Below are 21,508 nucleotides of genomic sequence, written 5' to 3'. Positions count from 1 at the left end.
CTCAGTGACGTGGTTCACCATGGTGGGCGGGCCGGCGGAGACGGGCGGGCGGGACTCGACGACGTCGCCCGGCTCGCGGGCGTGTCCCTGTCCACCGCCTCCCGGGCGCTCAACAACCACCCGCAGGTCGCCGCGGCCACCCGGGAGCGGGTGCTCGCCGCCGCGGCGGGGCTCGACTACGTGGTCTCGCCGGACGCCTCCCGGCTCGCCGGGCGCAGCTCGCGGGCCCGCGTCGCGGTCGTGGTGCCGCACCTGTCCCGGTGGTTTTTCGGTCGCCTGCTGGAGGGCCTGGAGGTGGGCCTGCGCGACGGCGACCCCGACGGCGGGGCGGGCGTGGACCAGCTGCTGTTCCTGGTCGGCGACGTCGCCGGGCGCCGCGCGTTCTTCGAGGACCTGCCGGCCCGACGGCGCGTCGACGCGGCCGTCGTCGTCGGCTTCGAGGTCGACGAGGTCGAGCAGCGCCGCCTCGAGCTGCTCGGGGTGTCGATCGTGTCCGCCGGTGGCCCGCGCGAGCCGTTCCCGTCCGTGACCGTCGACGACCTGCGTGCCGGACGCCAGGCCGTGGACCACCTCGTGCACCTCGGGCACCGGCGCATCGGGATGCTCGCGACCGCCGACCCCGCCGACCGCGGCCCCGACCTCCGCTCCCGCGCGTACCGGACCGCGCTCACCGACGCCGGCGTGCCCGACGACCCGGACCTCGTCGTCCGGGTCCCGTTCGGGCCGGCGGGCGGGGCCGAGGGGATGGGCCGCCTGCTGGGCCTGCGCCGGCCGCCGACCGCGGTGTTCGCCTACTCCGACGAGGTGGCGGCCGGGGCCGTGCGCGCGGTGCAGCGGGCCGGGCTGCGGGTGCCCGACGACATCTCCGTGGTCGGCATCGACGACCACCCGCTCGCCGGCCTGCTCGACCTGACGACGGTGGCGCAGCCGGTGCACGAGCAGGGCGTCGTCGCCGGGGGGATGGTGCGGGTCCTGCTCGCGGGCGGCGACCCGCCCCCCTCGCAGGTGCTGCCCACCCACCTGGTCCTGCGCGGCTCGACGGCCCCGCCGGGGGCAGCAGGGCGGGCGGAGACGTGAGCGACCCGGAGCTGCGCCTGCGCCGGCCCGGCCCGCAGTTGCTGGGCCTGCCGTGGGAGGTACCGCTGCGCGACTGGGACCCGGCCGAGGTCGCGCTGCGTGAGCTCCCGGTCGGGCCGAGCCGGCACCTCGTGCGCTTCGTCGTCGCCGACGGCGTCCTGTGGGCGCTCAAGGAGCTCCCCGTCCGCCTGGCCGACAAGGAGTACACCGCCCTGCGGCGGATGGAGGCGATGGGACTCCCCGCGGTCCGCGCCGCAGGACTGGTCGTCCGGTCGGTCCCGGAGGACTCGGCGGTGCTGGTCACCCGCTTCCTCACCGGCTCCTGGCAGTACCGCCGGCTGTTCGCCCGCCTGCCCCCGGACCGCGCCGTGCACCGCGCGCGGCTGCTCGACGCGATGGCGGGCCTGCTGGTCGAACTGCACCGCCACGGCGTGTTCTGGGGCGACTGCTCGCTGGCCAACACGCTGTTCTCCCGCGACGGGCAGGCGCTCGCGGCGCAGCTCGTCGACGCCGAGACCACCGAGATCCACGGGTCGCTCTCCGACGGGCAGCGGCAGATGGACCTGGACATCCTCGTCGAGAACGTCGCGTCCGGGCTGATCGACGTCGCGGCCGAGCTGGGCCGGCCCCCGGAGATCGAGCCGCGGCTGATCGAGGAGGCCCTGGGGGTCCCGGAGCGCTACCGGGCGCTGTGGGACGCGCTGCACGCCGAGCCGCAGTTCGCGTTCTCCGACCGCTACCGGGTGGAGAGCACCGTGCGCGGGCTCGAGGAGCTCGGCTTCGTCGTCGACGAGGTCACGCTCGCCCCCGTCGACGGCGGCGGGGTGCGGCTCCGGGTGGGTGTCGGCGACCGCCGCTTCCACGCCCAGCGCCTGCGCGAGCTGACCGGGCTCGACGTCGGGGAGGGGCAGGCCCGGGTCCTGCTCGCGGACCTGCAGGCCCACCGCGGGGCGCTGGCACGCGAGCAGGGGCGGGCGGTGTCCGAGGACGAGGCCGCCCCGAGCTGGCTGCACGACGTCCTGACGCCGGGCATGCGGCGGGCCCACGCGGCCGTCGGGCACGTGGGTACCGCCGTGCAGGCGTGGTGCGACCTGCTGGAGGTGCGGTGGCTGCTCTCCGAGGCCGCCGGGCACGACGTCGGCACCGCGGCCGCGCTGGAGGCCCTCGCCGAGAAGGCCCCCACCGACTCCGCCGCCCGCGCGCTCGTCGCCGACACCGCCCACGACCTCCCGGTGGTCGGGCCCGACCCCTAGTGCGCGGCCAGCCAGACCGCCGTGTCGGCCGGGAGCCGCCCGCCGTCGAGCGGGCCGCTGGCGAGCAGCACGCCGTCGTGGTCGGGCAGGTCGACGGGGTCGGCCGAGAGGTTGACGACGCAGCAGAACGCCGGCGAGCGGCGGAACACCAGCACCTCGTCGCCCGGGGCGGACACCCAGTCCAGGTCGCCCTCCCCCAGCGCCGGGTGCCGACGGCGGGTCGCGAGCGCCGCGCGGGCGAGCTCGAGGAACGAACCGTCCCGCCCGGTCTCGACGTCGACCGCGTAGTCGGCGAACCAGTCCGGCTGCGGCAGCCAGGGGGAGCCCCCGCCGTCGGGACCGAACCCGAACGACGACCCGGCGGCCGTCCACGGGATCGGCACCCGGCACCCGTCCCGGCCGCGGTCGGTGTGGCCGGAGCGCTCCCAGGTCGGGTCCTGCAGGGCCGCCTCGGGGATGTCGTCGACCTGCGGCAGGCCCAGCTCCTGGCCCTGGTACACGTACAGGCCGCCGGGCAGCGCGGAGTAGAGCAGGAACGCGGCCCGGGCCCGGCGGGTGCCGAGCTCGACGTCGACCGGGTCGGACTCGTCGAAGGTGACGTTGCCGTGCCGCTCGACGGCGGGCCGGCCGTAGCGGCTGGGCGTGCGGACCACGTCGTGGTTCTCCAGGACCCACGTCGCCGGGGCGCCGACCGCGTGCAGGTAGCCGGTGGTGACGTCGATCGACTCGCGCAGCGCGGCCGCGTCCCAGGGGGCGACCAGGTAGTCGAAGTTGAACGCCGTGTGCAGCCGCCCCGCCTCGACGTAGCGCGCGAGGCGCTCCGGGCTCGGCGTCCAGGCCTCGGCGACGAACATCCGGGCACCGTCGTAGGAGTCGGCGATGCGCCGCCACGACTCGTAGACGTCGGTGACGGCGTCGCGGTCGACGTAGGGGTGCTGCCCCGGGCCCGCGGAGTAGCCGCCCACGTCGTCCGGGTCGGAGAGGTCGGGCAGGTCGACGTCCTTGACCAGGCCGTGCGCCACGTCGATGCGGAACCCGTCCGCCCCGCGGTCGAACCAGAACCGCAGGACCGCCTCGAACTCGGCGGCGACCTCGTCGTTCTCCCAGTTCACATCGGGCTGGCCGGGCGCGAACAGGTGCAGGTACCACTGGCCGTCCTCGACCCGCGTCCAGGCCGGACCGCCGAAGTGGGAGTTCCAGTTGTTCGGGGGCTCCGCGCCGTCCGGGCCGCGGCCCTCGCGGAACACGAAGCGCTCCCGCGCGGGCGACCCGCGGCCGGCGGCCAGGGCCTCGACGAACCACGCGTGGTGGTCGGAGAGGTGGTTCGGGACGATGTCCGGGATGATCCGCAGCCCGTACTCGTGGGCGTCGGTGATCAGCTTCTCGGCGTCCGCGAGTGTCCCGTAGGCGGGCTCGATCGCGCGGTAGTCCGCGACGTCGTAGCCCGCGTCGACCTGCGGGGACGCGTACCAGGGATTGATCCACAGCGCGTCGACCCCGAGGTCACGCAGGTAGGGCAGGCGGTCGCGCAGGCCGGCGAGGTCGCCGATCCCGTCGCCGTCGCCGTCGGCGAAGCTGCGGATGTAGACCTGGTAGATGACGGCGTCCCGCCACCAGGGACTCTCGGGCGCATCAGGCGTCACGCTGCCCCAGCGTACGGACCCCGCCCCCAGGGACCGCAAGCGCTTGCAGCGACTCGGACCGGGCGATCTTCCCCATCGCGCGGCATGCTGGCGGGCGATGCGACAGCCCGGTCGAGCAGCACGTCTGGCGGCGGCCCACGCGCGCGACGGGTCGACCTGTCTCTGGTGCGGCCGCCCGCTGGACGAGCGCGTCGTCGCGACCACCGACCACGTCATCCCGAAGGTCAAGGGCGGGCCGTCGTGGTTGGAGAACGAGGTCGCGGCCTGCCGGCGGTGCAACGGGGAGCGGGGGCACCGGGGCGCGGTGGACTGGCTCGAGGAGTGCGAACGTCGCGGGTGGGCCCCGGACGTCGACCGACTGGTCCGGGTGCTCGACGACCTCTCCGCCGCCATCGCCGAGCGGGGCGGTCAGCGGCGGGCCCGCCCGCACCTCGACGCCCAGCTCCGCCGTCTGGCGAAGCGGCTCGACCGGGCCGCCTGAGCTCCGACCGGGTGCGGCTGTCAGCCGTACGCCGCGTCGAAGAACGCGAGTTCGAGCTCGACGGCCCGCGCGAACGCCTGCTCGTCGGCGCCCACCCGGTCGACCTCCGCCCGCAGGAACGCCACCCACGCCGCGAACGCCGGCCCGCGGTGCAGCGCGATCCACTCGGCGTACAGCCAGTCGGCGGGTTCGTCGCCCACCCGCTGTGCCCAGTCCAGGTAGAGCCATTCCGCGACGAGCAGCACCGTCATCGCCGTCGCGTAGTCGGCCGAGCGGCGGGAGCCGTCCATCAGCGCGAGGAAGCCCGACGTCGGGGCCAGCGGCTCGGCCGGCGCGTCGACGCCGAGCCGGGCGAGCGCGCGGGCGAAGTAGTCGTCCTCGTCGCCGGCCACGAGCCCGAGCTGGCGCGCCACGACCATCCGCGGCCCGGGCCGGTCGGCCGCGGCCACGGCGGCGCCGAGCAGGGCGACGAACGCGTCGAGGAACAGGGCGTCCTGGGCCAGGTACCGCGCCAGCACGGCGTCGTCGACCGTCCCGGCGCCGAGCTCGTCGACGAACCGGTGCCCGACCGCCGCGTCCCAGACCTCGGCGTGCCGGTGACGGAGTTCAGCGCTCGTGATCATGAGCCCACGGTGTGGCTTCTCTGGCGTCCAGTGCAAGCAGTGACGCATTGCTGGCACCGGGAGGTGCCCCGGACGTGCGACGGCCCGGACACCGCCGTGGGGGCGACGGCGGTGCCCGGGCCGTTCATGCGTCCTCCTCGACGAGGGAGTGTGCGAGGAGGAGAGGTCTCAGCGGTCGAACTGGTCGGGGTCCGGACCCAGCCGCTCGGCGCGCTCGAGCTCGCCGATCGAGGACATCTCCTCGTCGGACAGCTCGAAGTCGAAGAGCTCGAAGTTCTCCTGGATGCGCGACGGCGTCACCGACTTCGGGAAGACGATGTTGCCGAGCTGGACGTGCCAGCGCAGCGTGACCTGCGCGCCGCTCTTGTCGTGCTTCTTCGCGATGCCCTCGATGGTGGGCTCGTCGATCACGCCCTTGCCCTGGCCGATCGGGCTCCAGGCCTCGGTCGCGATGCCGTGGCGCTGGTCGACCGAGCGCATCGCCATCTGCTGCAGGTGCGGGTGCAGCTCGATCTGGTTGACCGCGGGGACGGTCTCGGTCTCGGCGAAGAGCCGCTCGAGGTGGTGCTCCTGGAAGTTCGAGACGCCGATGGAGCGCGTCTTGCCGTCGGCGGCGGCCTCCTCGAAGCCCTTCCACGTGTCGACGTAGAGGTCCTTGCCCGGGAGCGGCCAGTGGATGAGGTACAGGTCCACGTAGTCCAGGCCCAGCTTCTCGAGGCTCTCGTCGAGCGCCTTCTGCGAGTCCAGCCGGCCGTGGTTGGAGTTGTTGCACTTCGTGGTGACGAAGAGGTCCCCGCGGTCGATCCCGGAGTTCCGGATGCCCTCGCCGACCTCGGCCTCGTTGCCGTACATCTGCGCGGTGTCGATGTGGCGGTAGCCGATCTCGAGCGCCTTCTGCACGGTCTCCGCGGTCTCCGACGGGTCGATCTGGAACACCCCGAAGCCGAGCTGCGGGATGGTCGCGCCGCTGTTGAGCGTGATGCCGGGAACGTCGGTCATGACCGGCGGGTACCCGGGTCCGTCGGACTCCGAACGGACCCGGGCCGTCGATCGGGCGGGATCAGGCCGTGGCGAAGGCCCCGAGCGTGGCGTTCGGCTTCACGCCCGCGAACGACCGGTGCCACGTGCGGTAGTACGCGACCTCCTCGTCGCTGCGCAGCTCCCAGCCGTCCTCGACCACCGGCGGCTCGACGCCCTGCGCGTCCTCCTTGGCCTTCTCCTTCTCGACGAGCGCGGCGAGCACGTCGCCCGCGCCGGAGCCGTCGCCGAACTGCTCCTTGCCGCGCCACAGGATGTCGTCGAGGACCATGTCCTGGAACGCCTCGCGCAGCAGCTGCTTCTCGGTCCGTCCCTCGCCCTTGAGCTTCCACTCGGCCGGGATCGCGAGCATCTCCTCCATGACGGTCGCGTCGAGGAACGGCACGCGCGCCTCGAGGCCGTAGTTCATGGTGGTGCGGTCGCAGCGCTGCAGGTTGAGCTCGTGCAGCGTCTCGATGGAGCGCACCAGCTCGGCCTGCAGGGCGTCCGGCGTCGCGAACGCCGGGTCGTCGTGGACGTAGGAGTAGCCCGCGAACAGCTCGTCCGCGCCCTCCCCGGTGAGCACCACCTTGACGTGCTTCACCGCCTCGCGGGCCAGCAGCAGGTTCGGCACCGCCGAGCGCACGAGGGCCGGGTCGAAGTGCTCGATGACCGTGACGGCCTCGTCGAGGGCCTCCTCGAGGTCCTCCGCGGTGGGCACGATCTCGTGGTGGTCGGTCCCGAGGTACTCGGCGACCGCCCGGGCCGCGAGCAGGTCCCCGCTGCCCTCGGTGCCGACCGCGAACGTCGGCAGCGTCTCGCCCTTCTCGGCCGCCACCTTCGCGGCGACCGCCGCGACGATCGCCGAGTCCAGGCCGCCGGAGAGGAACACGCCCACCGGGACGTCGGACATCATGTGCCGGCGGACCGAGTCGGTCAGCACCATGCTCACGTGCGAGAGCACGGCCTCGTCCCAGTCCTTGTCCGGGGCGTAGCGCGCGGGGCGGACGTGCACCGGCACGGCGTCGGCGAAGCGGACCATCGTGCCCTCCGCGACGTCCACCCCGCTGCCGTCCTGGCCCGGGCTCCAGACGTACCCGGGCGGGAACGTCTCGACGAAGGGCTGGTCGGCCTCGTCGAAGGCCCGGAGCTCGGAGGCGAACAGCGTGACGCCGGGCAGCTTGGCCCAGTACAGCGGCTTGATGCCGATCGGGTCGCGGGCGACCACCCCGTGGCCGTCGGTGTGCGCCATCGCGAGCGCGTACATGCCGCGCAGGTCGTGCAGCGCCGCCGACCCGTCGCGCAGGACGAGGCGGAAGGCCGACTCGGTGTCGGAGTCGGTGGCGAACCGCACCTCCGAGAGCGCCTGCCGGATGTCGGAGTGGTTGTAGATCTCCCCGTTGCCGACCACGTGGGCCGAGCCGGTCTCGTCGGCGATGGGCTGCTTGCCGCCCGTCACGTCCATGATCGAGAGCCGCTGGTGGCCGAGCCACGCGTGCTCCAGCTGGACGCGGCCGGAGTCGTCCGGACCGCGGTGGTTGATGCGGGCGAGCATCCGCTCGCACTTGTCGGGGTCGATGTCACCGTACGCAGCAACGATTCCGCACACGAGCGCTCACGCTTCCTTCGTCAGGGTGCCTGACCACTGATACACGGGCCGCACCCGCGCATGCATGTGATCGGGGCGCTCGTCACGCATCGTTAACGGTCAAGGGCGGGTCACCGCCAGGCGAACACCGGCTGCTCGAGCCCGTCGACCCGGGTCGGACGGTCGTGCAGGGCCACCTCGGTGAACTGCAGGAGCACGGCGGCGGTCGGCGCGTGCACGCGGTGCCCGACGATCGGGAGCTGGACCACGGGCCGGTCGGACTCCGGGATCTCCAGGTAGTACGGCTCGACGTCGAGCTCGTCGAGGGTGACGTGGTAGAGCCGGGCCACCTCGTCGGGCGAGGGCACGAGCTCGTCCAGCGCGGCGCCCGTCGTCATGACGACGGGGGTGATGACGAAGCCGGAGCGCGTGGGGTAGTCGTCGAGCAGGCCCGCGACGTCCGTCGTCGGCAGGGCCAGGCCGAGCTCCTCGTCCAGCTCGCGCAGCGCCGCGGTGACCTCGTCCTCCCCGGGGTCCAGCGAGCCGCCGGGCAGGGCGAACTGTCCGGGGTGGTCACGCAGCCGCGACGTGCGGCGGGTCAGCAGGACGCCGGGCCCGCGCTGCGGGTCGTCGAGCACGACGACCGCGACCGCGGCCCGCCGCGGCGGGCGCAGGGCACCGTCCCGGGAGCGGACCTCGGGCAGGTCGGCCGGGTCGACCCGGCGTCGGGACGCCCGGGAGAACGCCTCGACGCGTGCGGCGACGAGCGCCGTGGTCCCGGCACTCCGACCCTCCGTCGCTCCGCTCACCCCCAGAAGATGCCGGTCGGGTCCGCGTCGACGATGTCGAGCAGCGGGGCCGGCGACGAGGCCTTGGTCTCGTCCGGGTAGCGGTGCCAGCGGCCGCCCGAGTCCGGCCAGAGCAGCACCCAGCGCTGGTCGGCGACGTCGAAGCGCAGCTGGGCGATGGGGGCCGTGGACCACTCGGTGTCGAGCTCGGGGAACACCGGGGCTCGCCGGCAGGACAGCGTGATCCGGCCGGCGCGCTCCGAGTAGGAGATCTGCACGGTGTCGCGCTGTGCGTCGGGCACCCGCGCCACGCACCAGCGGCGCACGATCGCACGGTGCTCGTCGGTCACCTGCACGGCGGCCCAGTCCCTTCTCCGGCGAGAGGCTCTCCCGGCCACGCTCCGTATCCCGTGGCCACGGTCTGCAGGGGTCACTGTGACACGACCACCCTCCCGCACGGGAGCCCCGTCTCCCCGTCGGGCCGCTCACGGTCCGTCGTCCCCGGCCCGGCGTCGGACCGCGCGGACCCGGCTGCCACGATCTCGACGTCGGTCACGAGGCGGACACGGAGGACGACCATGGCGGGACGGCGGGTCCTGGCGGGGTGGTGCGTGGTGGGCGCGCTGCTGCTCGCCGGCTGCGGCGGGACGGACGAGGCGGCCGGGCCGCCCCCGGTCGACCCCGCGGTGAAGTCGTACTGCGACACGGTCGTGCGCGTGCAGGCCGAGCAGACCTCGCCGCAGGCCGGGCAGGGCGGCGTGCAGGTGGCCGGCGCCACGGCGCGCCGGCAGGTGGACGCCCTCGTCGCCACCGCCCCGCCCGAGCTCGCGGCGGACTGGCGGACGGTGAAGGACCTCAACGACCGCGCCCTGTCGTCGCTCGACGCCACCCGCGGCGACCCGAACCGCATCGACCGCGCCGCGCTCACCCGCCTCGAGCAGCAGTCCCAGCCCGCGGTGCAGCGCATCAAGGACGTCACCGCCGCCCGCTGCCACGTGACGTTCCGCCCGTCCGCGTAGGTGCCTAGGGTCGGCCCCATGGCCGACCGCGTGAGCCGCTTCCCCGTCGTCGAGCTCGACGACCTCCCCGACGACCTGCGTGAGCGGGTCGGGGCGATCGCCGAGAAGTCGGGCTTCGTGCCGAACATCTTCCGGGGTCTCGGGCACCGGCCCCGGGAGCTGCGGGCGTTCCTGGACTACCACGACGCGCTCATGGACTCCGACGACGGACTGTCCAAGGCCGAGCGCGAGCTCGTCGTCGTCGCGACGTCCGGCGCGAACCACTGCACCTACTGCGTCGTCGCCCACGGGGCGATCCTGCGGCTGCGGACCAAGGACCCCGAGCTCGCCGACCACGTCGGTATCAACCCCTTCGGCGCCGAGCTCTCCGGGCGGCACCGCGCGATCGTCGACCTGGCCCTCGCGCTGGCCGTCGACTCGGCGTCGTTCACCGACGACGACGTCGACGCCGCCCGCGAGGCCGGGCTCTCCGACGACGAGATCTGGGACGTCGGGGCGATCACGGCCCTGTTCGCGGCGTCCAACCGGTTGGCACATCTCACCGCGCTGCGCCCCAACCCGGAGTTCTTCACGATGGGGCGCTCGGGGTAGCCCTGCGGCATGACTTCTGTGGCAGTACTCGGCACCGGGATCATGGGCGCCGGCATGGCGCGCAGCCTCCTGCGCGAGGGGCTCGACGTCACCGTCTGGAACCGCAGCCAGGACAAGGCGAAGCCGCTCGCCGACGACGGCGCCACCGTCGCCGGCACGGCGGCCGAGGCCGTCGCGGACGCCGACGTCGTCGTGACGATGCTGTTCGACGTCGAGCCGGTCCTGGCGGTAATGGCGGACGCGGCCCCGGCGATGCGCGACGGCGCGGTGTGGATGCAGGCCAGCACCGTCGGAATCGAGGGCACCCGCCGCGTCGAGGCGTTCGCGCGGGAGCACGGCCTCGACGTCCTCGACGCGCCCGTGCTCGGCACGAAGGCGCCGGCGGAGAACGGGAAGCTGGTGATCCTCGCGTCCGGGCCGTCGGCGCTGCGGGAGAAGGTCGCGCCGGCGTTCGACGCGATGGGGACCCGGACCCAGTGGGTGAGCGAGACCCTGGGCGACGCGAGCCGGCTCAAGCTCGCCGTCAACGCGTGGATCGGCGTGATGGTCAACGGCACGGCGCAGTCGATCGCGCTCGCCCGCGGTCTCGGCCTGGACCCCCAGCAGTTCCTCGACGCCGTCGACGGCCAGGCGGTCGACTCGCCCTACGTCCAGCTCAAGGGCAAGGCGATGATCACCGGGGACTACACGCCCTCGTTCGAGCTCGACGGCGTCATCAAGGACACCGACCTGATCCGCGACGCGCTCGCCGAGGCCGGGACGGCGACGACGCTCGCGGACGCGGTCGCCGACCGGCTGGCCGCCGCCTCGGCCGCGGGGCACGGCGCCGAGGACATGGCGGCCGTGGTCCACGGCTACGGCACCTGAGTCGACGACCGCCCGGGAACGAACGAAGGGCCCCCTCGCTCGATCTATTCGAGCGAGGGGGCCCTTCGTTCGAGCGCGGGCCCGTCGTCAGGAGCTCCGCGCCGACTTCGCCAGCCCGAGGGCGTAGTCGGGCATCCACTCGCCCGCCTTGGGCGAACCGCGGCACTCGCCGTCGGAGTCGCCGGGCTCCTTCACCCAGAGGAACGCCGCGACCCGCGGGTCGCCGGTGTCGCGGGTCGGCGGCGTGCCGAGCGCACGACCGGGCGGGTTGCACCAGGTCGGCTGCTGCGGGCCGTCGTACGAGCCGTTGCCGTTGCGGCTGGTGTCGATGACGAACCGGGCGCCGCCGAGCTGGTCGGAGACCCGCTTGCCGTAGGCCTCGACGTCCTCGGTGTCCTGGAAGTTGGACACGTTCAGCGCGAACCCGGCCGCCTGCTCCACCCCGGACTTGCGCAGGCCGTCGGCCAGCTTGCCGGTGTCGGTCACGAAGCCGGGGTTGCCCGCGTCGATGTAGACCTCGCCGCCGGCCTGGGAGAGCGTGCGGACCGCGTCGGCGAGCAGCGCCTCGCGACCCTCCTGCTCGCCCTGGCCCTCGCAGTTCGCGAGCGTCTGCGGCAGGGCGTCCGGCTCGAGGACCACGATGGTCTTCGTGCCGCCCAGCCCGGAGGCGAACTGCCCGACCCAGTCCTTGTAGGCACCCTCGTCGGACGCGCCGCCCTGCGAGTAGAGCCCGCAGTCGCGGTTGGGGATGTTGTAGGCGACGAGGACCGGCGTGCGGCCGGCGGCCTTGGCCTGGCCGACCAGGCCCCGCACCTCGTCACCGGTGTTGCCGTCGCTGCCGATCCAGCGGGCCACCGGCTGGCGGGCGATCTTCTCCAGCTCCGTGGCGTCCGCGGTGCGTCCCTGCTTGCGCCACTCGTCGACCTGCTTGGCCGCGGTCGACGCCGGGTCCACCCAGAACTCCGAGGCGGCCGCCGGGACGATCGTCTCGGGTGCCGCCTGCTCGCCGCCGGTACCGCCACCTCCGGAACACCCGGCGAGCGTGAGGGCCGCGATCATCGCGAGCGCGCCCGCGGCGATGTGCCTCCGTCGTGCCGACATCCTGCCGAGCCACCCCCGGTGTCCTCCGTCGCCGCTGGTGTCGCCCAGGGCGGTCGTGTCCTGCCGCTCAGAGTCCCATCCACGTCGATGTGACCCGCTCGCACCCCGGCTCCGGCCGTGGTACCCGTCGGTCTCCGCGCACGGCGGGAGACCGGTTCAGCTCGCCTCGGTCTGTTCCGGCTGCCGGAGCCGGTGCCCGTCGTCCGGTCGTCCCGCGGGCGGGGCGACGGCGGCGAGCGCGACCACCCGGACGGCGACCGTCGACGCGTGCAGCGCGCGCTCGCCCGTCGTCAGGCCGGCGTCGTGTCCGGCCGCATCGTCGCCGCCGACCGGTGAGGACCCGGTGTGCCGGGTCCCGTTCGTGCCGTTCCGGGCCTCGGTGCCGTTGCGCGCCGCACCGTTGGCCGCGGCCCCGTCCGGCGTCGGACGACCCGTGGCCGCCCGACGCTCCAGGGGCGTGATCTCGTTGCGGTGCACCGACGCCGCCTGCTCCACCGGGGCCTCGGGGGCGCTCCCCGGGACGGAGGCGGGACGCAGCCGCGGCCCCTTCGGGCGGGCCGGCTCTGGCCGGGCCTGGTCCGGACGGGGCTCGGGACGCGGCGGGGTCGCGGGCCGCGGGCGACCCGGGGCGGCCTCGGCCGCGGGACGGTCGGTTTGCGGCGGCTGACCGGGGGCCGGTGGCACCGGCTGTCCCGGCTGCTGCGGACCCGGACGGGGCGCGCCGGTCCGGGGGACCGGGGTGGGGCGCTTCGCGGGACCACCGGGCCGCGGCGCCGGCTGGCCGTTCTGCGTCCCCGGGGCGGGCGTCCCCGGCGCGGGCTGACCCGGCACCGGCTGGCCGTTCTGCGTCCCGGGCACCGGCTGGCCCGGCGTCGGCCCGGCGGCGGGGGTCGGACGCGGGCGCGGACCGCCCGGGGCCGGGGCGTCGCCGGACGGCCGGGACGGGGTCGGGCGGGGTCCGGGGGACGCGGGGCGCGGCCCGGGCGAGGGCGTGCCGACGGGCGGCGACACGGGCGGCCCGGCCGCGGCGTCGGGCCCGGGCTCGCCCTGGCGCACCCAGCCCCGCGGGAGGGCGCGGTACCGGTCCCCGGAGCCGCCCGGGTCCCGTCCGCCGACGAGCTCCGTCCGGGGCGCGGGGCCCGGACCGGCGGCGACGCCGGCACCGACCGGCTGACGGTCCCCGGTGCGGATCCAGCCCTCCGGCAGCTTGCCCACCAGGGGCGAGCGGAACGGCGCGGACGCCGGGCCCTCCGCGATCATCGCGTCGAGGGCGGCGCGCTGCAGCGACTCGGTGGTGATGCCGGTGTGGCCCGAGGACGTCCGGGTCGGCTCGGCGGTGATGACGGGCTGCCGGCCGACGACGCGCTCGACGATCCACAGGGCCGGCGGCGCGAGGCACGCGCACAGCGCCACGGCCGGCCACAGCAGGACCGCGGGGGTCGCGTAGCCCATGAAGATCGACGTGACGATGGCGCCGAGCAGCAGCACGGCCCACTGCAGGTGGCGCCGGAACGTGAGGATGTGGTCGGCGCTCGAGGAGAGGCCCTTGGGCGTGACGACGAACTTCGCCGGCAGCCGCAGCAGCGTCGCGATGAGCGAGGCGGCGAAGATCGGCGACGCGAAGATCGACATCAGCATGCCCTTGACGCCCGAGGAGCCCTCGGCCTCGTAGGGGCTGACGTTGTACCGTCGGTTCCGCAGGTAGACCCAGAGCTGGAACGCGGTGGCGTCGACGTAGAGCGCGAGCCAGAGCTGCACGGGCACGACCACGCCCTGCACGCCGAGCGCGAGGAAGAGCACCGCGTTGACCGCGCCGAGGATCCAGCCGATCGCCATCGACGGGTAGAACGTGGTGATCAGGATGTAGTGCAGCGCCCGGCCTGGGGACAGCAGCGGCAGGCGACGCCAGAACTCCGTGAGCAGGACCTCGAACGTCCCCCGGGACCACCGCATCTGCTGGCTGAAGAAGTCGCCCCACGACGACGGGCCCTCGCCGACGGCGAGCACGTCGGGGGTGTAGACGGACTTCCAGCGGGCCTTGGTCTGCGGGTTGCGGCGCACGTGGAACTTCAGGCCGGTCGCCATGTCCTCGGTGACCGAGTCCGAGAGCCCGCCGATGCCCTTGAGCGCGCTGATGCGCATGGCGTTGTTGGTGCCGACGAGCATCGCGGCGTTGTAGCGGTTCGCGGCCCGCTGGATCAGCGAGTGGAACGGGAACTGCTGGGACTCCGCCGCCCGCGTCACGAACGTCTCGTCGTTGGCGTAGCACTGCGGCCCCACGACGAAGGCCACGTCCGGGTCGCGGAAGTAGCCCAGGATGCGCTCGGCGTAGTTCGGCAGCGGCACGTGGTCCGGGTCGACGGACAGGAAGATCTCGTAGGAGTCCCCGTGCTCCGCGACCCAGGCGTTGTAGTTGCCGTGCTTGGTCTTCGCCTTGAAGGCGCCCTTCTTGCGGTTGTACTTCTCGATGCCCTTGCGGGTGAAGTGGTTGACGCCGAGCTCGCGGCACATGGCGCGGACGGCCGGGTCGTCCCCCTCGTCGAGGATCCAGACGTCGAGGATGCCCTGGTAGCGGATGCGCAGGGCCGCCTGCAGTGTCCCGCGGACGACGTCGATGGGTTCCTTGCTGGGCACGATCGTCGTCAGGAAGGCGATGCGCTGGTTCGCGACCGGTGGGACGGGCACCGGGTCGCGGGAGATCACCGAGGCCAGCGACAGGGAGAACACGTTGATCAGGCGCAGCAGCTCCATCAGGCCGATGGAGCCGATGACGACCCAGTTCGCGTAGGTCGCGAAGACCGGGGCGTTCGGGTCGATCCCGGGGCGGTGCGACGGGTGCAGCAGCCAGAGGAAGAAGAGGGCCTCGAACGCGAAGTTCAGGCCGGCGACGAGCAGGGAACGCCAGACGCGGCCGCTGCCGTGGACGGCGTCCACGCCGCGGTAGGAGACGCGGTAGTCGCGGCCGTCGGAGTCCAGCTCGCGGACCGGTCCGGCGAGCTGCGAGAACTCCTGGATGCGACGACCGACGACGAGTTCGCTCTCGTCGACCTCGTCGGCAGGTCTCTCGGCTAGAAGCGTCATCGGCCGTTTCGTCTCGAAGGCAGGGGCCGTGGGGAGCTGTTCGGGGAGCGTCCGTCAGGCCTCGTCGTCGTGGCGTTCGGCGCGCGGTTCCGCTGGTGGAGCCGCCGGCCGGTCGCCGTCCTCCCGTCGTCTGGTCGTCGCCGTGGTGGGTCGTGCGTCCGCCCCGCGCGCCCGGTGTCGGGAGAACGGTACGGGCATCACTGATCGTGCTCGTGACGGGGGACGGTCGAGCACACCCGGACGTTGCCCGGGTGCCGGAAATCGGGTCGGATCACCCGGTGGGGCGCGGCGGGAGATCGTGCCGGGTGAGCTCCAGCCCGCCGTCGTGCACGGACGCCGTCATGAAGGTGCAGGTGGGTTGGCGGCGCCGGTCGGTGGCCGAGCCCGGGTTCACCAGGCGCACGCCGCCGGGTGTCGTGGTGTCCCAGGGGATGTGGCTGTGGCCGAAGACGAGCACGTCGGCGGGGTCGTCGGACCCCGGCCCGAACCACGCGTCGCACCGCTTCTCGCGGCCCCGCGCGTCGCCGGTCTCGTGGATCACCGCGAGCCGCAGGCCCCCGACGACGAGCCGGGCCACCTCCGGCATCCGCGCCCGCAGCTCGGCGCCGTCGTTGTTGCCCCAGCACGCGAGCAGGCGCCGCGACCGGGCCTCGAACGCCTCGAACGTGGCGAGGTCGGTCCAGTCGCCGGCGTGCACGACGAGGTCGGCGGTCGCGACCGCGTCCCACACCGGCTGCGGGATCACCCGGGCGTGGGTGTCCGAGACGAGCACGACCCGGACGGCTCCCGTCACGGCCGCACCAGCGAGTGCAGCGCGACGAAGGCCACCGGCGTGTACGGCCCGACGACGACGGCGGGTCCCTCGGTGACGAGCCAGGTGCGGCTGCCGTCCCCCTCGGCCTCGACCCCGTGGTGCAGGACCAGCCGGACCGGCCCCACCCGCACCCGCCACGACCACGTCCGCGCCGCCTCGTCGACCGCCAGCACGTGGAACGGCACCCGCACCACCCCGACGGCCCGGACCACGCCCTCGAGCCCGGGGACCAGCCGCCGGGACGGCGCACTCACGCCGGTGAGCTGCGGGGCCCAGCGCGGCCAGGCGTCCAGATCGGCGTAGCGCTCCCACGCCTCGTCGGCGGGCAGCGGTCCTCGGGCGGCGACGGTGGTGCGCACGGTCCCGGAGATACCCGCCCGTGCGCTGGCCGCACGTGGTACCGCGACGTACCATCGCCGGCATGATCCGGGACACCGTCCGGTGGGCGGCCACGCACGGGGTCATGCGCGCTGCCGTGGCGCGTCAGGCCCGCCGGGGCAACGCCGACGCGGCCCTGCTGCTCGACCCCGAGCGGCAGGGCGACCCCTTCGCCCACTACGAGCGCCTGCGGGAGCACCGTCCGTTCGCCGAGGGCGCGTTCTCCCGGGTCACGGTGCACCACGCCGTGTGCACCGAGGTCCTGCGCAGCGAGGACTTCGGGGTGGCCGACCGGGACGGCGCCATGCCCGCGCCGGTGCGGCTCGCCCTGCGCCTGGCGGGCCCGCCGGCGCACCCCGGGCCGATCGACCCGCCGTCGATGCTGGCCGTCGACGCCCCGGACCACACCCGCTACCGCCGCCTCGTGACGCGCGCCTTCACCGCGCGGCGCGTCGCGGCGCTGCGCGGGCGCACCGAGGAGATCGCCGACGAGCTGCTGACGGACCTGCAGGACGGGTCCGGCCCGGTGGACCTCGTGCACCGCTACGCGAGCCTGCTGCCGGTGACGGTGATCTCGGAGATGCTGGGGATCCCGACCTCCATGCGCGAGCAGTTCCTCGCCTGGGGGGACGGCGCCGCGGCCGCGCTCGACCTGGGACTGCCGCGCCACCGCTGGCTGTCGGTGCAGTCCAACGTCGCGGCGCTGCACGACTGGATGACCGCCCACCTCCGTCGCCTGCGCGCGGAGCCCGGCGACGACCTGCTCTCCGGCCTGGTCGCCACGACCGACGACGACGGGTCGCAGCTCTCCGAGCACGAGCTCGTCTCGACGGCCCTGCTGGTGCTGGCCGCCGGGTTCGAGACGACCGTGAACCTGATCGCGAACGGCTCCCGCCTGCTCTTCGACCACCCCGGCCAGCGGGAGCGGCTCGCCGCCGATGACTCCCTCTGGCCGAACGCGGTGGACGAGATGCTGCGCGTCGAGTCGCCGGTCTCGCGGACCGCGCGGCGGGCCCGTCGGGACACCGAGGTCGCCGGCCGGGAGGTGCCCGCGGGCGCACTCGTGGTGACGGTGATCGCCGGGGCCAACCGCGACCCGGACGTGTTCGACCGGCCGGACGTGTTCGACGTCGGCCGGGCGAACGCCCGCGACCACGTGGCCTTCTCCAGCGGGATCCACTTCTGCCTGGGCGCGGCGCTGGCGCGCATGGAGGGGGAGGTCGCCCTGCGCGCCCTCTTCGAGCGCTTCCCCGACCTCGCGCCGGCCGGCGAGCCCGTGCGTCGCCCGACCCGCATCCTGCGCGGCTACCAGAGCCTGCCGGTGGTGCCCGGCGCGCCGGCCGGGCGGTCCGTCACACCGTGATCGGCAGCCCGAGCAGGGCGATGCCGGCCGGGGACAGGGCCACGGTGCTCGGCCGCCCGGGCGGCTGGGCGACCAGCCGGGCGAGTCCGGCCCGCAGCAGCCGGTGACCGGCGAACTGGTCGGAGCACGGGCGGCCGTCGACCATGAGGCCCTCGGCCTGGTCCGGACCCATCGTGCAGCGCCCCGCGGCCACCGCCATGAGGATCGCCCGGTCGCGGGGGGTCACGAGCGGTGCCGCGTCCTCCGGCGAGCGCCGCGCGGCCGGGACCGCCGGGGCCACAGGGGCCGCCGGGACCGCGGGCGGCGTCGGGCGGTGCTGGCGGGCGGCGGCGCTGCGGGGGCCGCGGGCGGCGGGGACGGGCACGGCGGACTCCTCGACGAGCAGGCGGAGCTCGGCGGGCGGTGGCAGAGCACTGCGCCGAACGGGCTATGTCGGGTGCATCGCGAGGACGTCCGGCGGCGTTAGGGGATCGCGCCGGACCGTCACCCGTTCGTGTCCGTGGGCCCGGAGGGAAGTTCAGGGTCCGACCCCGAGGTGCGGGGCTCGTCCGGGCGCGAGGGTGGGTCCATGAGCGAGCAGACGGGCACCGACACCAGCACCGACACCCCGCAGGACCTGCCGCCGTCCCCGGCGGACCTGCCCGTGGGCCACGACGACCGCGAGCACATCGTCGGCCTGCTCCAGGACGCGGTGAACCGCGGCCTGATCGACACCCTCGAGTTCGACCGGCGCTCCGGGCTGGCCATCGCCGCCCGCACCCGCCGGGAGCTCAACGCCCTGGTGCTGGACCTGCCCCTCGAGCACCCCGACCGGGCCCGCGCCCGGACCGAGGCCGAGTCCCGGGAGCGCCGCCGGGCCCCGCGCGACCCCTGGGCCGGCGGCGACACCAGCGGCACGGTCACGCTGCACGCCGCGCTCGGGTCGGTGAAGCGCCAGGGGGCGTGGGCGGTCCCGCGGCGCCTGGAGATCGACGGCTGGCTGGGGTCGGCCGAGCTGGACCTGACCGAGGCGGTCATCGACCACGACGTCGTCGAGATCGACGTGGACATGACCCTCGGCTCGGTGGAGCTGCGCCTGCCCGAGAGCGCGAGCGTCTCGCTGGACGCGGTCAGCGCGACCGCGGGCAGCGTCGAGGACAAGCGGCGCACCGGCGCCGCGGCCGGGCGCCCGCACGTCGTGGTGACCGGCAAGGTCGCCTTCGGGTCCGTCGAGGTGAAGGGCCCGAAGTGGTGGCGCTGACCCGACTCAGGTGAAGGCCGACAGGCCGGTGATCTCCCGCCCGACGATCAGCGTCTGGATCGTCTCGGTGCCCTCGAAGGTGTGCACCGACTCGATGTCGGCCATGTGCCGCATGACGTGGTTGTCGAGCAGGATGCCGTTGCCGCCCAGCAGGTCGCGGGCCTCGGAGAGGATCCAGCGCGCCTTCGAGGTGTTGTTCATCTTCGCGAGCCCGGCGATGGTCGGGGAGATGTCGCCCTGCTCGGCGAGCCCGGCGATCTGCATGCAGTAGAGCTGCATGCCGGTCAGCTCGGCGAGCATCTTCACCAGCCGCTGCTGGACGATCTGCAGCGCGGCGAGCGGCTTGCCGAACTGCGTGCGCTCGAGGGTGTAGCGCAGCGCGGCGTCGTAGCCCGCGGTCGCGTGCCCCAGCGCGATCCACGCGCACGTGCCACGCGTGGTCGCGAGGACGCGGCCGGTGTCGCGGAAGGTCTCCGCACCGGGCAGCCGGTCGGACTCGGGGACGCGGACGCCGTCGAGGCGGATGTCGGCCTGCCACACCGACCGCATCGACCCCTTGCGCGGGATCACGGACGCCTCGTAGCCCGGGGTGGTGGTGTCGACGACGAAGCCGTGCACGTCCCCGGAATCGGTGTTGCGGGCCCAGACCACCGTGCGGTGCGCGACCGACCCGTTGCCGATCCACCGCTTCGCCCCGTCGAGGATCCAGTCGTCGCCGTCCCGGCGCGCCGTCGTCTCGAGCGCCACCGAGTCGGACCCGTGGTCGGGCTCCGTCAGACCGAAGGCGCCGATCGTCTCCAGGCGGGCCATCCCCGGCAGGAACCGCGCCCGCTGCTCGTCCGACCCGAGCATGTCGATGGCCTTCATCGCCAGCCCCGACTGCACCGCGAAGAAGGTCGCGAGGCTGCCGTCGCCGCGGGCGAGTTCCATCGCCACCAGACCGCACGACAACGGGTCGAGCCCCGGGCAGCCGTTGCCCTCGATGTCGTCGCCGACGATGCCGAGTGCCGGCAGCTTGTTGATCACGTCCCACGACATCTGCGCCGCGTCCCAGGCCTCCGACGCCGCGGGCAGCACCTCGTGGTCGACGAACCGGCGCACCGCCATGAACGTGTCCCACTGCTTCGGGGTGAAGCGGGAGCGCACCGAGAAGTAGTCCGTGCCCAGCGCCTCGGTCAGCTGGTGCGGCGCTCCCGACGGGTCGGCGGTCGGAGTCTCGATGGCCATGGGGCACGTCCCTTCCCGACGACAGGTCGTGTCCCTCCTGTGCCCGGCGTCATCCCCCAGAAACCTGCGGCTTCCCTGGTACGACGGAAGGACCATAGAGTTGCCGATGTGAAGGAACTCCTCCGGGACCAACGCCTGACCACGGCGCGGCACCTCCGCACGCTCGATCTCGACGCGTGGTCCCGCCCCAGCCTCTGCACCGGGTGGCGCACGCGCGAGGTGCTCGCGCACCTGGTGACGCCGTTCGAGGTCTCGATGCCGCGGATGGCCGTGTCGATGCTCCGGCACCGCGGACCGTCGGGTGCGATGGACGCGTGGGCGAGGACGCTCGGACGGCGGGCGCCGGGTGACCTGGTCGACGTGCTCGAGGCGCACGCGGACTCGACCTTCCACCCGCCGGGCCTCCCCCTCGCCGCGCCGCTCGTCGACGTCCTCGTCCACACCCTCGACATCCGGTGGGCACTGGAGCCGACGCCCGGGGTCGGCCACGTCGACCCGGAGCACGTGCGGCCGGCTCTCGAGTTCCTGACGACGCCGCGCGCGGTCGGCGTCTTCGTGACCCGCGGCCGCCTGGACGGGCTGCGCCTGGAGGCCGACGACCTCGACTTAGGGTGGGGCGACGGCGAGACCGTCCGCGGCCCGGCGCTCGCCCTCGCCGCCGGGGCCTGCGGTCGTGCGCCGGCCTACGACCTGCTCACCGGCGAGGGACTCGAACGCTGGCGGTGACCGCCTCCCGCCCGACCGGGGAGCGGCGGGAGGGGCGGGAGCGACGGGGCACCGCGAGGAGCAGCAGGCCCAGGCCGAGAACCACGCCGTGGGCCACCCGGACCACCGGCGGGGCGAAGAACTGCGGCAGGAACGCGACCATCGCCACGGCGAACACCACGCCCGCCCGGTCGTGCACCGCCACGAGGACCGCCGCCACGGCGAGCGCGACGAGCCCGGTCGCGAACAGCGTGGCCGCCACCGGGGAGAGCCGGATCGCCTCCGCGGTCGTCACGAGCTCCTCGCCGCTCGTGCGCTGCCCGAGGACGTGCAGCGCGAGGGCCTCCGCGCCGTAGTAGGGCAGCACGAGCCCGGTCCCGACCCACCACACGACCTCGGTCCGTCGTCCACGCTCGCGCAGTCCGAGTCCGACCAGCACGAACCCGACCACGGCGGCCAGGTGCGCGACCAGCCACAGCGGCGAGGCGAAGGCCGCCGCGGCGCCTGCGGCCGTGAGGTCGCCCCTCGGGCGCAGGGCGGGGTAGACCACGAACAGCACCCCGGCGACGAGCAGGGGGACCCGACCCGACATCACGACCTCCGACCCGAAGAGAGCAGTGCTCACACAGTCTACGAGTGCGGTGCTCTCGTC

The 21,508-nt window shown here is 74.3% G+C and carries 22 protein-coding genes; 9 read left to right on the top strand and 13 right to left on the bottom strand.

Translation table 11 applies throughout. The annotated features are described in order from the left end of the window. Positions 1-9: 9 nt before the first annotated feature. Positions 10-1,077 (top strand): LacI family DNA-binding transcriptional regulator, encoded by a 1,068-nt coding sequence (locus tag WCD74_RS19915; RefSeq protein ID WP_337696614.1) that lies wholly within the window; start codon positions 10-12, stop codon positions 1,075-1,077. Beyond that, the gene (locus WCD74_RS19910; protein ID WP_337696613.1) at positions 1,074-2,330 is read left to right on the top strand and encodes a DUF4032 domain-containing protein; all 1,257 of its coding nucleotides are present in this window, start codon (positions 1,074-1,076) and stop codon (positions 2,328-2,330) included. The genes WCD74_RS19915 and WCD74_RS19910 overlap by 4 nt, the downstream gene beginning before the upstream one ends. On the opposite strand, the gene WCD74_RS19905 is transcribed toward WCD74_RS19910, so the two are convergent. Beyond that, positions 2,327-3,973, bottom strand: coding sequence for a glycoside hydrolase family 13 protein (locus WCD74_RS19905; RefSeq protein WP_337696612.1), 1,647 nt, complete (start codon positions 3,971-3,973; stop codon positions 2,327-2,329). The genes WCD74_RS19910 and WCD74_RS19905 overlap by 4 nt on opposite strands. Positions 3,974-4,070: 97 nt before the next feature. Between WCD74_RS19905 and WCD74_RS19900 the strand changes: the two genes are divergently transcribed. Next, complete coding sequence (locus WCD74_RS19900; protein ID WP_337696611.1) at positions 4,071-4,454, top strand: HNH endonuclease; 384 nt, start codon at positions 4,071-4,073, stop codon at positions 4,452-4,454. Between the two features lie 20 nt (positions 4,455-4,474). Here the strand turns inward: WCD74_RS19900 and WCD74_RS19895 are convergent, their stop codons facing one another. From WCD74_RS19895 to WCD74_RS19875, 5 genes are all read right to left on the bottom strand, one after another. Continuing rightward, the gene (locus WCD74_RS19895; RefSeq protein ID WP_337696610.1) at positions 4,475-5,077 is read right to left on the bottom strand and encodes a TenA family protein; all 603 of its coding nucleotides are present in this window, start codon (positions 5,075-5,077) and stop codon (positions 4,475-4,477) included. Positions 5,078-5,245: 168 nt separating this feature from the next. Continuing rightward, positions 5,246-6,076 (bottom strand): aldo/keto reductase, encoded by an 831-nt coding sequence (locus WCD74_RS19890; RefSeq protein ID WP_337696609.1) that lies wholly within the window; start codon positions 6,074-6,076, stop codon positions 5,246-5,248. Positions 6,077-6,137: 61 nt separating this feature from the next. Continuing rightward, positions 6,138-7,703, bottom strand: coding sequence for an asparagine synthase (glutamine-hydrolyzing) (gene asnB / locus WCD74_RS19885; protein ID WP_337696608.1), 1,566 nt, complete (start codon positions 7,701-7,703; stop codon positions 6,138-6,140). 110 nt (positions 7,704-7,813) lie between these two features. Then, complete coding sequence (locus WCD74_RS19880; protein WP_337696607.1) at positions 7,814-8,491, bottom strand: NUDIX hydrolase; 678 nt, start codon at positions 8,489-8,491, stop codon at positions 7,814-7,816. Continuing rightward, positions 8,488-8,826 carry a DUF3024 domain-containing protein gene (locus WCD74_RS19875; protein WP_337696606.1) on the bottom strand — a complete coding sequence of 113 codons (339 nt, stop codon included), beginning with the start codon at positions 8,824-8,826 and terminating at the stop codon, positions 8,488-8,490. The genes WCD74_RS19880 and WCD74_RS19875 overlap by 4 nt, the downstream gene beginning before the upstream one ends. 222 nt (positions 8,827-9,048) lie before the next feature. Here WCD74_RS19875 and WCD74_RS19870 point away from each other — a divergent pair, with 222 nt between their 5' ends. From WCD74_RS19870 to WCD74_RS19860, 3 genes are read left to right on the top strand one after another with little or no spacing between them, the layout of a single operon-like run. Next, positions 9,049-9,489 (top strand): hypothetical protein, encoded by a 441-nt coding sequence (locus WCD74_RS19870; RefSeq protein ID WP_337696605.1) that lies wholly within the window; start codon positions 9,049-9,051, stop codon positions 9,487-9,489. Positions 9,490-9,507: 18 nt separating this feature from the next. Continuing rightward, complete coding sequence (locus tag WCD74_RS19865) at positions 9,508-10,080, top strand: peroxidase-related enzyme (RefSeq protein ID WP_337696604.1); 573 nt, start codon at positions 9,508-9,510, stop codon at positions 10,078-10,080. Between the two features lie 9 nt (positions 10,081-10,089). After that, complete coding sequence (locus tag WCD74_RS19860; protein ID WP_337696603.1) at positions 10,090-10,947, top strand: NAD(P)-dependent oxidoreductase; 858 nt, start codon at positions 10,090-10,092, stop codon at positions 10,945-10,947. 87 nt (positions 10,948-11,034) lie between these two features. Here WCD74_RS19860 and WCD74_RS19855 read toward each other — a convergent pair whose 3' ends face one another. The 4 genes from WCD74_RS19855 to WCD74_RS19840 form a co-directional block, all read right to left on the bottom strand. Then, positions 11,035-12,048, bottom strand: coding sequence for a glycoside hydrolase family 6 protein (locus WCD74_RS19855; protein WP_337696602.1), 1,014 nt, complete (start codon positions 12,046-12,048; stop codon positions 11,035-11,037). Positions 12,049-12,204: 156 nt separating this feature from the next. Continuing rightward, the gene (locus tag WCD74_RS19850; RefSeq protein WP_337696601.1) at positions 12,205-15,129 is read right to left on the bottom strand and encodes a glycosyltransferase family 2 protein; all 2,925 of its coding nucleotides are present in this window, start codon (positions 15,127-15,129) and stop codon (positions 12,205-12,207) included. Between the two features lie 271 nt (positions 15,130-15,400). Beyond that, a complete protein-coding gene (locus tag WCD74_RS19845; protein ID WP_337696600.1) occupies positions 15,401-15,922 on the bottom strand; it encodes a metallophosphoesterase family protein in 522 nt (173 codons plus the stop codon). Continuing rightward, entirely contained in the window at positions 15,919-16,302 is a 384-nt protein-coding gene (locus tag WCD74_RS19840; RefSeq protein WP_337696599.1) for an SRPBCC family protein, read from the bottom strand. Before WCD74_RS19840 ends, WCD74_RS19845 begins: the two co-directional genes overlap by 4 nt. A gap of 62 nt (positions 16,303-16,364) precedes the next feature. Here WCD74_RS19840 and WCD74_RS19835 point away from each other — a divergent pair, with 62 nt between their 5' ends. Next, positions 16,365-17,684: a cytochrome P450 gene (locus WCD74_RS19835; protein WP_337696598.1), complete on the top strand. Its 1,320-nt coding sequence runs from the start codon at positions 16,365-16,367 to the stop codon at positions 17,682-17,684. Here the strand turns inward: WCD74_RS19835 and WCD74_RS19830 are convergent. Continuing rightward, positions 17,674-18,048, bottom strand: a complete 375-nt coding sequence (locus WCD74_RS19830) for a hypothetical protein (RefSeq protein ID WP_337696597.1) — start codon at positions 18,046-18,048, stop codon at positions 17,674-17,676. The two genes, WCD74_RS19835 and WCD74_RS19830, sit on opposite strands and share 11 nt — an antisense overlap. Positions 18,049-18,252: 204 nt before the next feature. On the opposite strand from WCD74_RS19830, the gene WCD74_RS19825 reads away from it, so the two are divergent. Further along, positions 18,253-18,924, top strand: coding sequence for a DUF1707 SHOCT-like domain-containing protein (locus WCD74_RS19825; protein ID WP_337696596.1), 672 nt, complete (start codon positions 18,253-18,255; stop codon positions 18,922-18,924). 6 nt (positions 18,925-18,930) lie between these two features. Here the strand turns inward: WCD74_RS19825 and WCD74_RS19820 are convergent, their stop codons facing one another. Next, on the bottom strand, positions 18,931-20,151 hold the full coding sequence (locus WCD74_RS19820) for an acyl-CoA dehydrogenase family protein (RefSeq protein WP_337696595.1): 1,221 nt from the start codon (positions 20,149-20,151) through the stop codon (positions 18,931-18,933). Between the two features lie 108 nt (positions 20,152-20,259). On the opposite strand from WCD74_RS19820, the gene WCD74_RS19815 reads away from it, so the two are divergent. Next, positions 20,260-20,877, top strand: a complete 618-nt coding sequence (locus WCD74_RS19815; protein WP_337696594.1) for a maleylpyruvate isomerase family mycothiol-dependent enzyme — start codon at positions 20,260-20,262, stop codon at positions 20,875-20,877. On the opposite strand, the gene WCD74_RS19810 is transcribed toward WCD74_RS19815, so the two are convergent. Then, a complete protein-coding gene (locus tag WCD74_RS19810) occupies positions 20,846-21,481 on the bottom strand; it encodes a hypothetical protein (RefSeq protein WP_337696593.1) in 636 nt (211 codons plus the stop codon). The genes WCD74_RS19815 and WCD74_RS19810 overlap by 32 nt on opposite strands. Between the last annotated feature and the right edge of the window lie 27 nt (positions 21,482-21,508).

This window comes from Actinomycetospora aurantiaca (assembly GCF_037401875.1).
Classification (GTDB): Bacteria; Actinomycetota; Actinomycetes; order Mycobacteriales; family Pseudonocardiaceae; genus Actinomycetospora; species Actinomycetospora aurantiaca.
The sequence above is the reverse complement of the archived record's forward strand: the minus strand, read 5'-3'. Positions and strand labels throughout refer to the sequence as shown.

Coding starts and splice junctions, on each gene's coding strand:
- WCD74_RS19900 (WP_337696611.1), top strand. CDS start 4,071: ATGCGACAGCCCGGTCGAGCAGCACGTCTGGCGGCGGCCCACGCGCGC.
- WCD74_RS19895 (WP_337696610.1), bottom strand. CDS start 5,077: ATGATCACGAGCGCTGAACTCCGTCACCGGCACGCCGAGGTCTGGGAC.
- WCD74_RS19890 (WP_337696609.1), bottom strand. CDS start 6,076: ATGACCGACGTTCCCGGCATCACGCTCAACAGCGGCGCGACCATCCCG.
- WCD74_RS19870 (WP_337696605.1), top strand. CDS start 9,049: ATGGCGGGACGGCGGGTCCTGGCGGGGTGGTGCGTGGTGGGCGCGCTG.
- WCD74_RS19865 (WP_337696604.1), top strand. CDS start 9,508: ATGGCCGACCGCGTGAGCCGCTTCCCCGTCGTCGAGCTCGACGACCTC.
- WCD74_RS19860 (WP_337696603.1), top strand. CDS start 10,090: ATGACTTCTGTGGCAGTACTCGGCACCGGGATCATGGGCGCCGGCATG.
- WCD74_RS19855 (WP_337696602.1), bottom strand. CDS start 12,048: ATGTCGGCACGACGGAGGCACATCGCCGCGGGCGCGCTCGCGATGATC.
- WCD74_RS19850 (WP_337696601.1), bottom strand. CDS start 15,129: ATGACGCTTCTAGCCGAGAGACCTGCCGACGAGGTCGACGAGAGCGAA.
- WCD74_RS19835 (WP_337696598.1), top strand. CDS start 16,365: ATGATCCGGGACACCGTCCGGTGGGCGGCCACGCACGGGGTCATGCGC.
- WCD74_RS19825 (WP_337696596.1), top strand. CDS start 18,253: ATGAGCGAGCAGACGGGCACCGACACCAGCACCGACACCCCGCAGGAC.
- WCD74_RS19820 (WP_337696595.1), bottom strand. CDS start 20,151: ATGGCCATCGAGACTCCGACCGCCGACCCGTCGGGAGCGCCGCACCAG.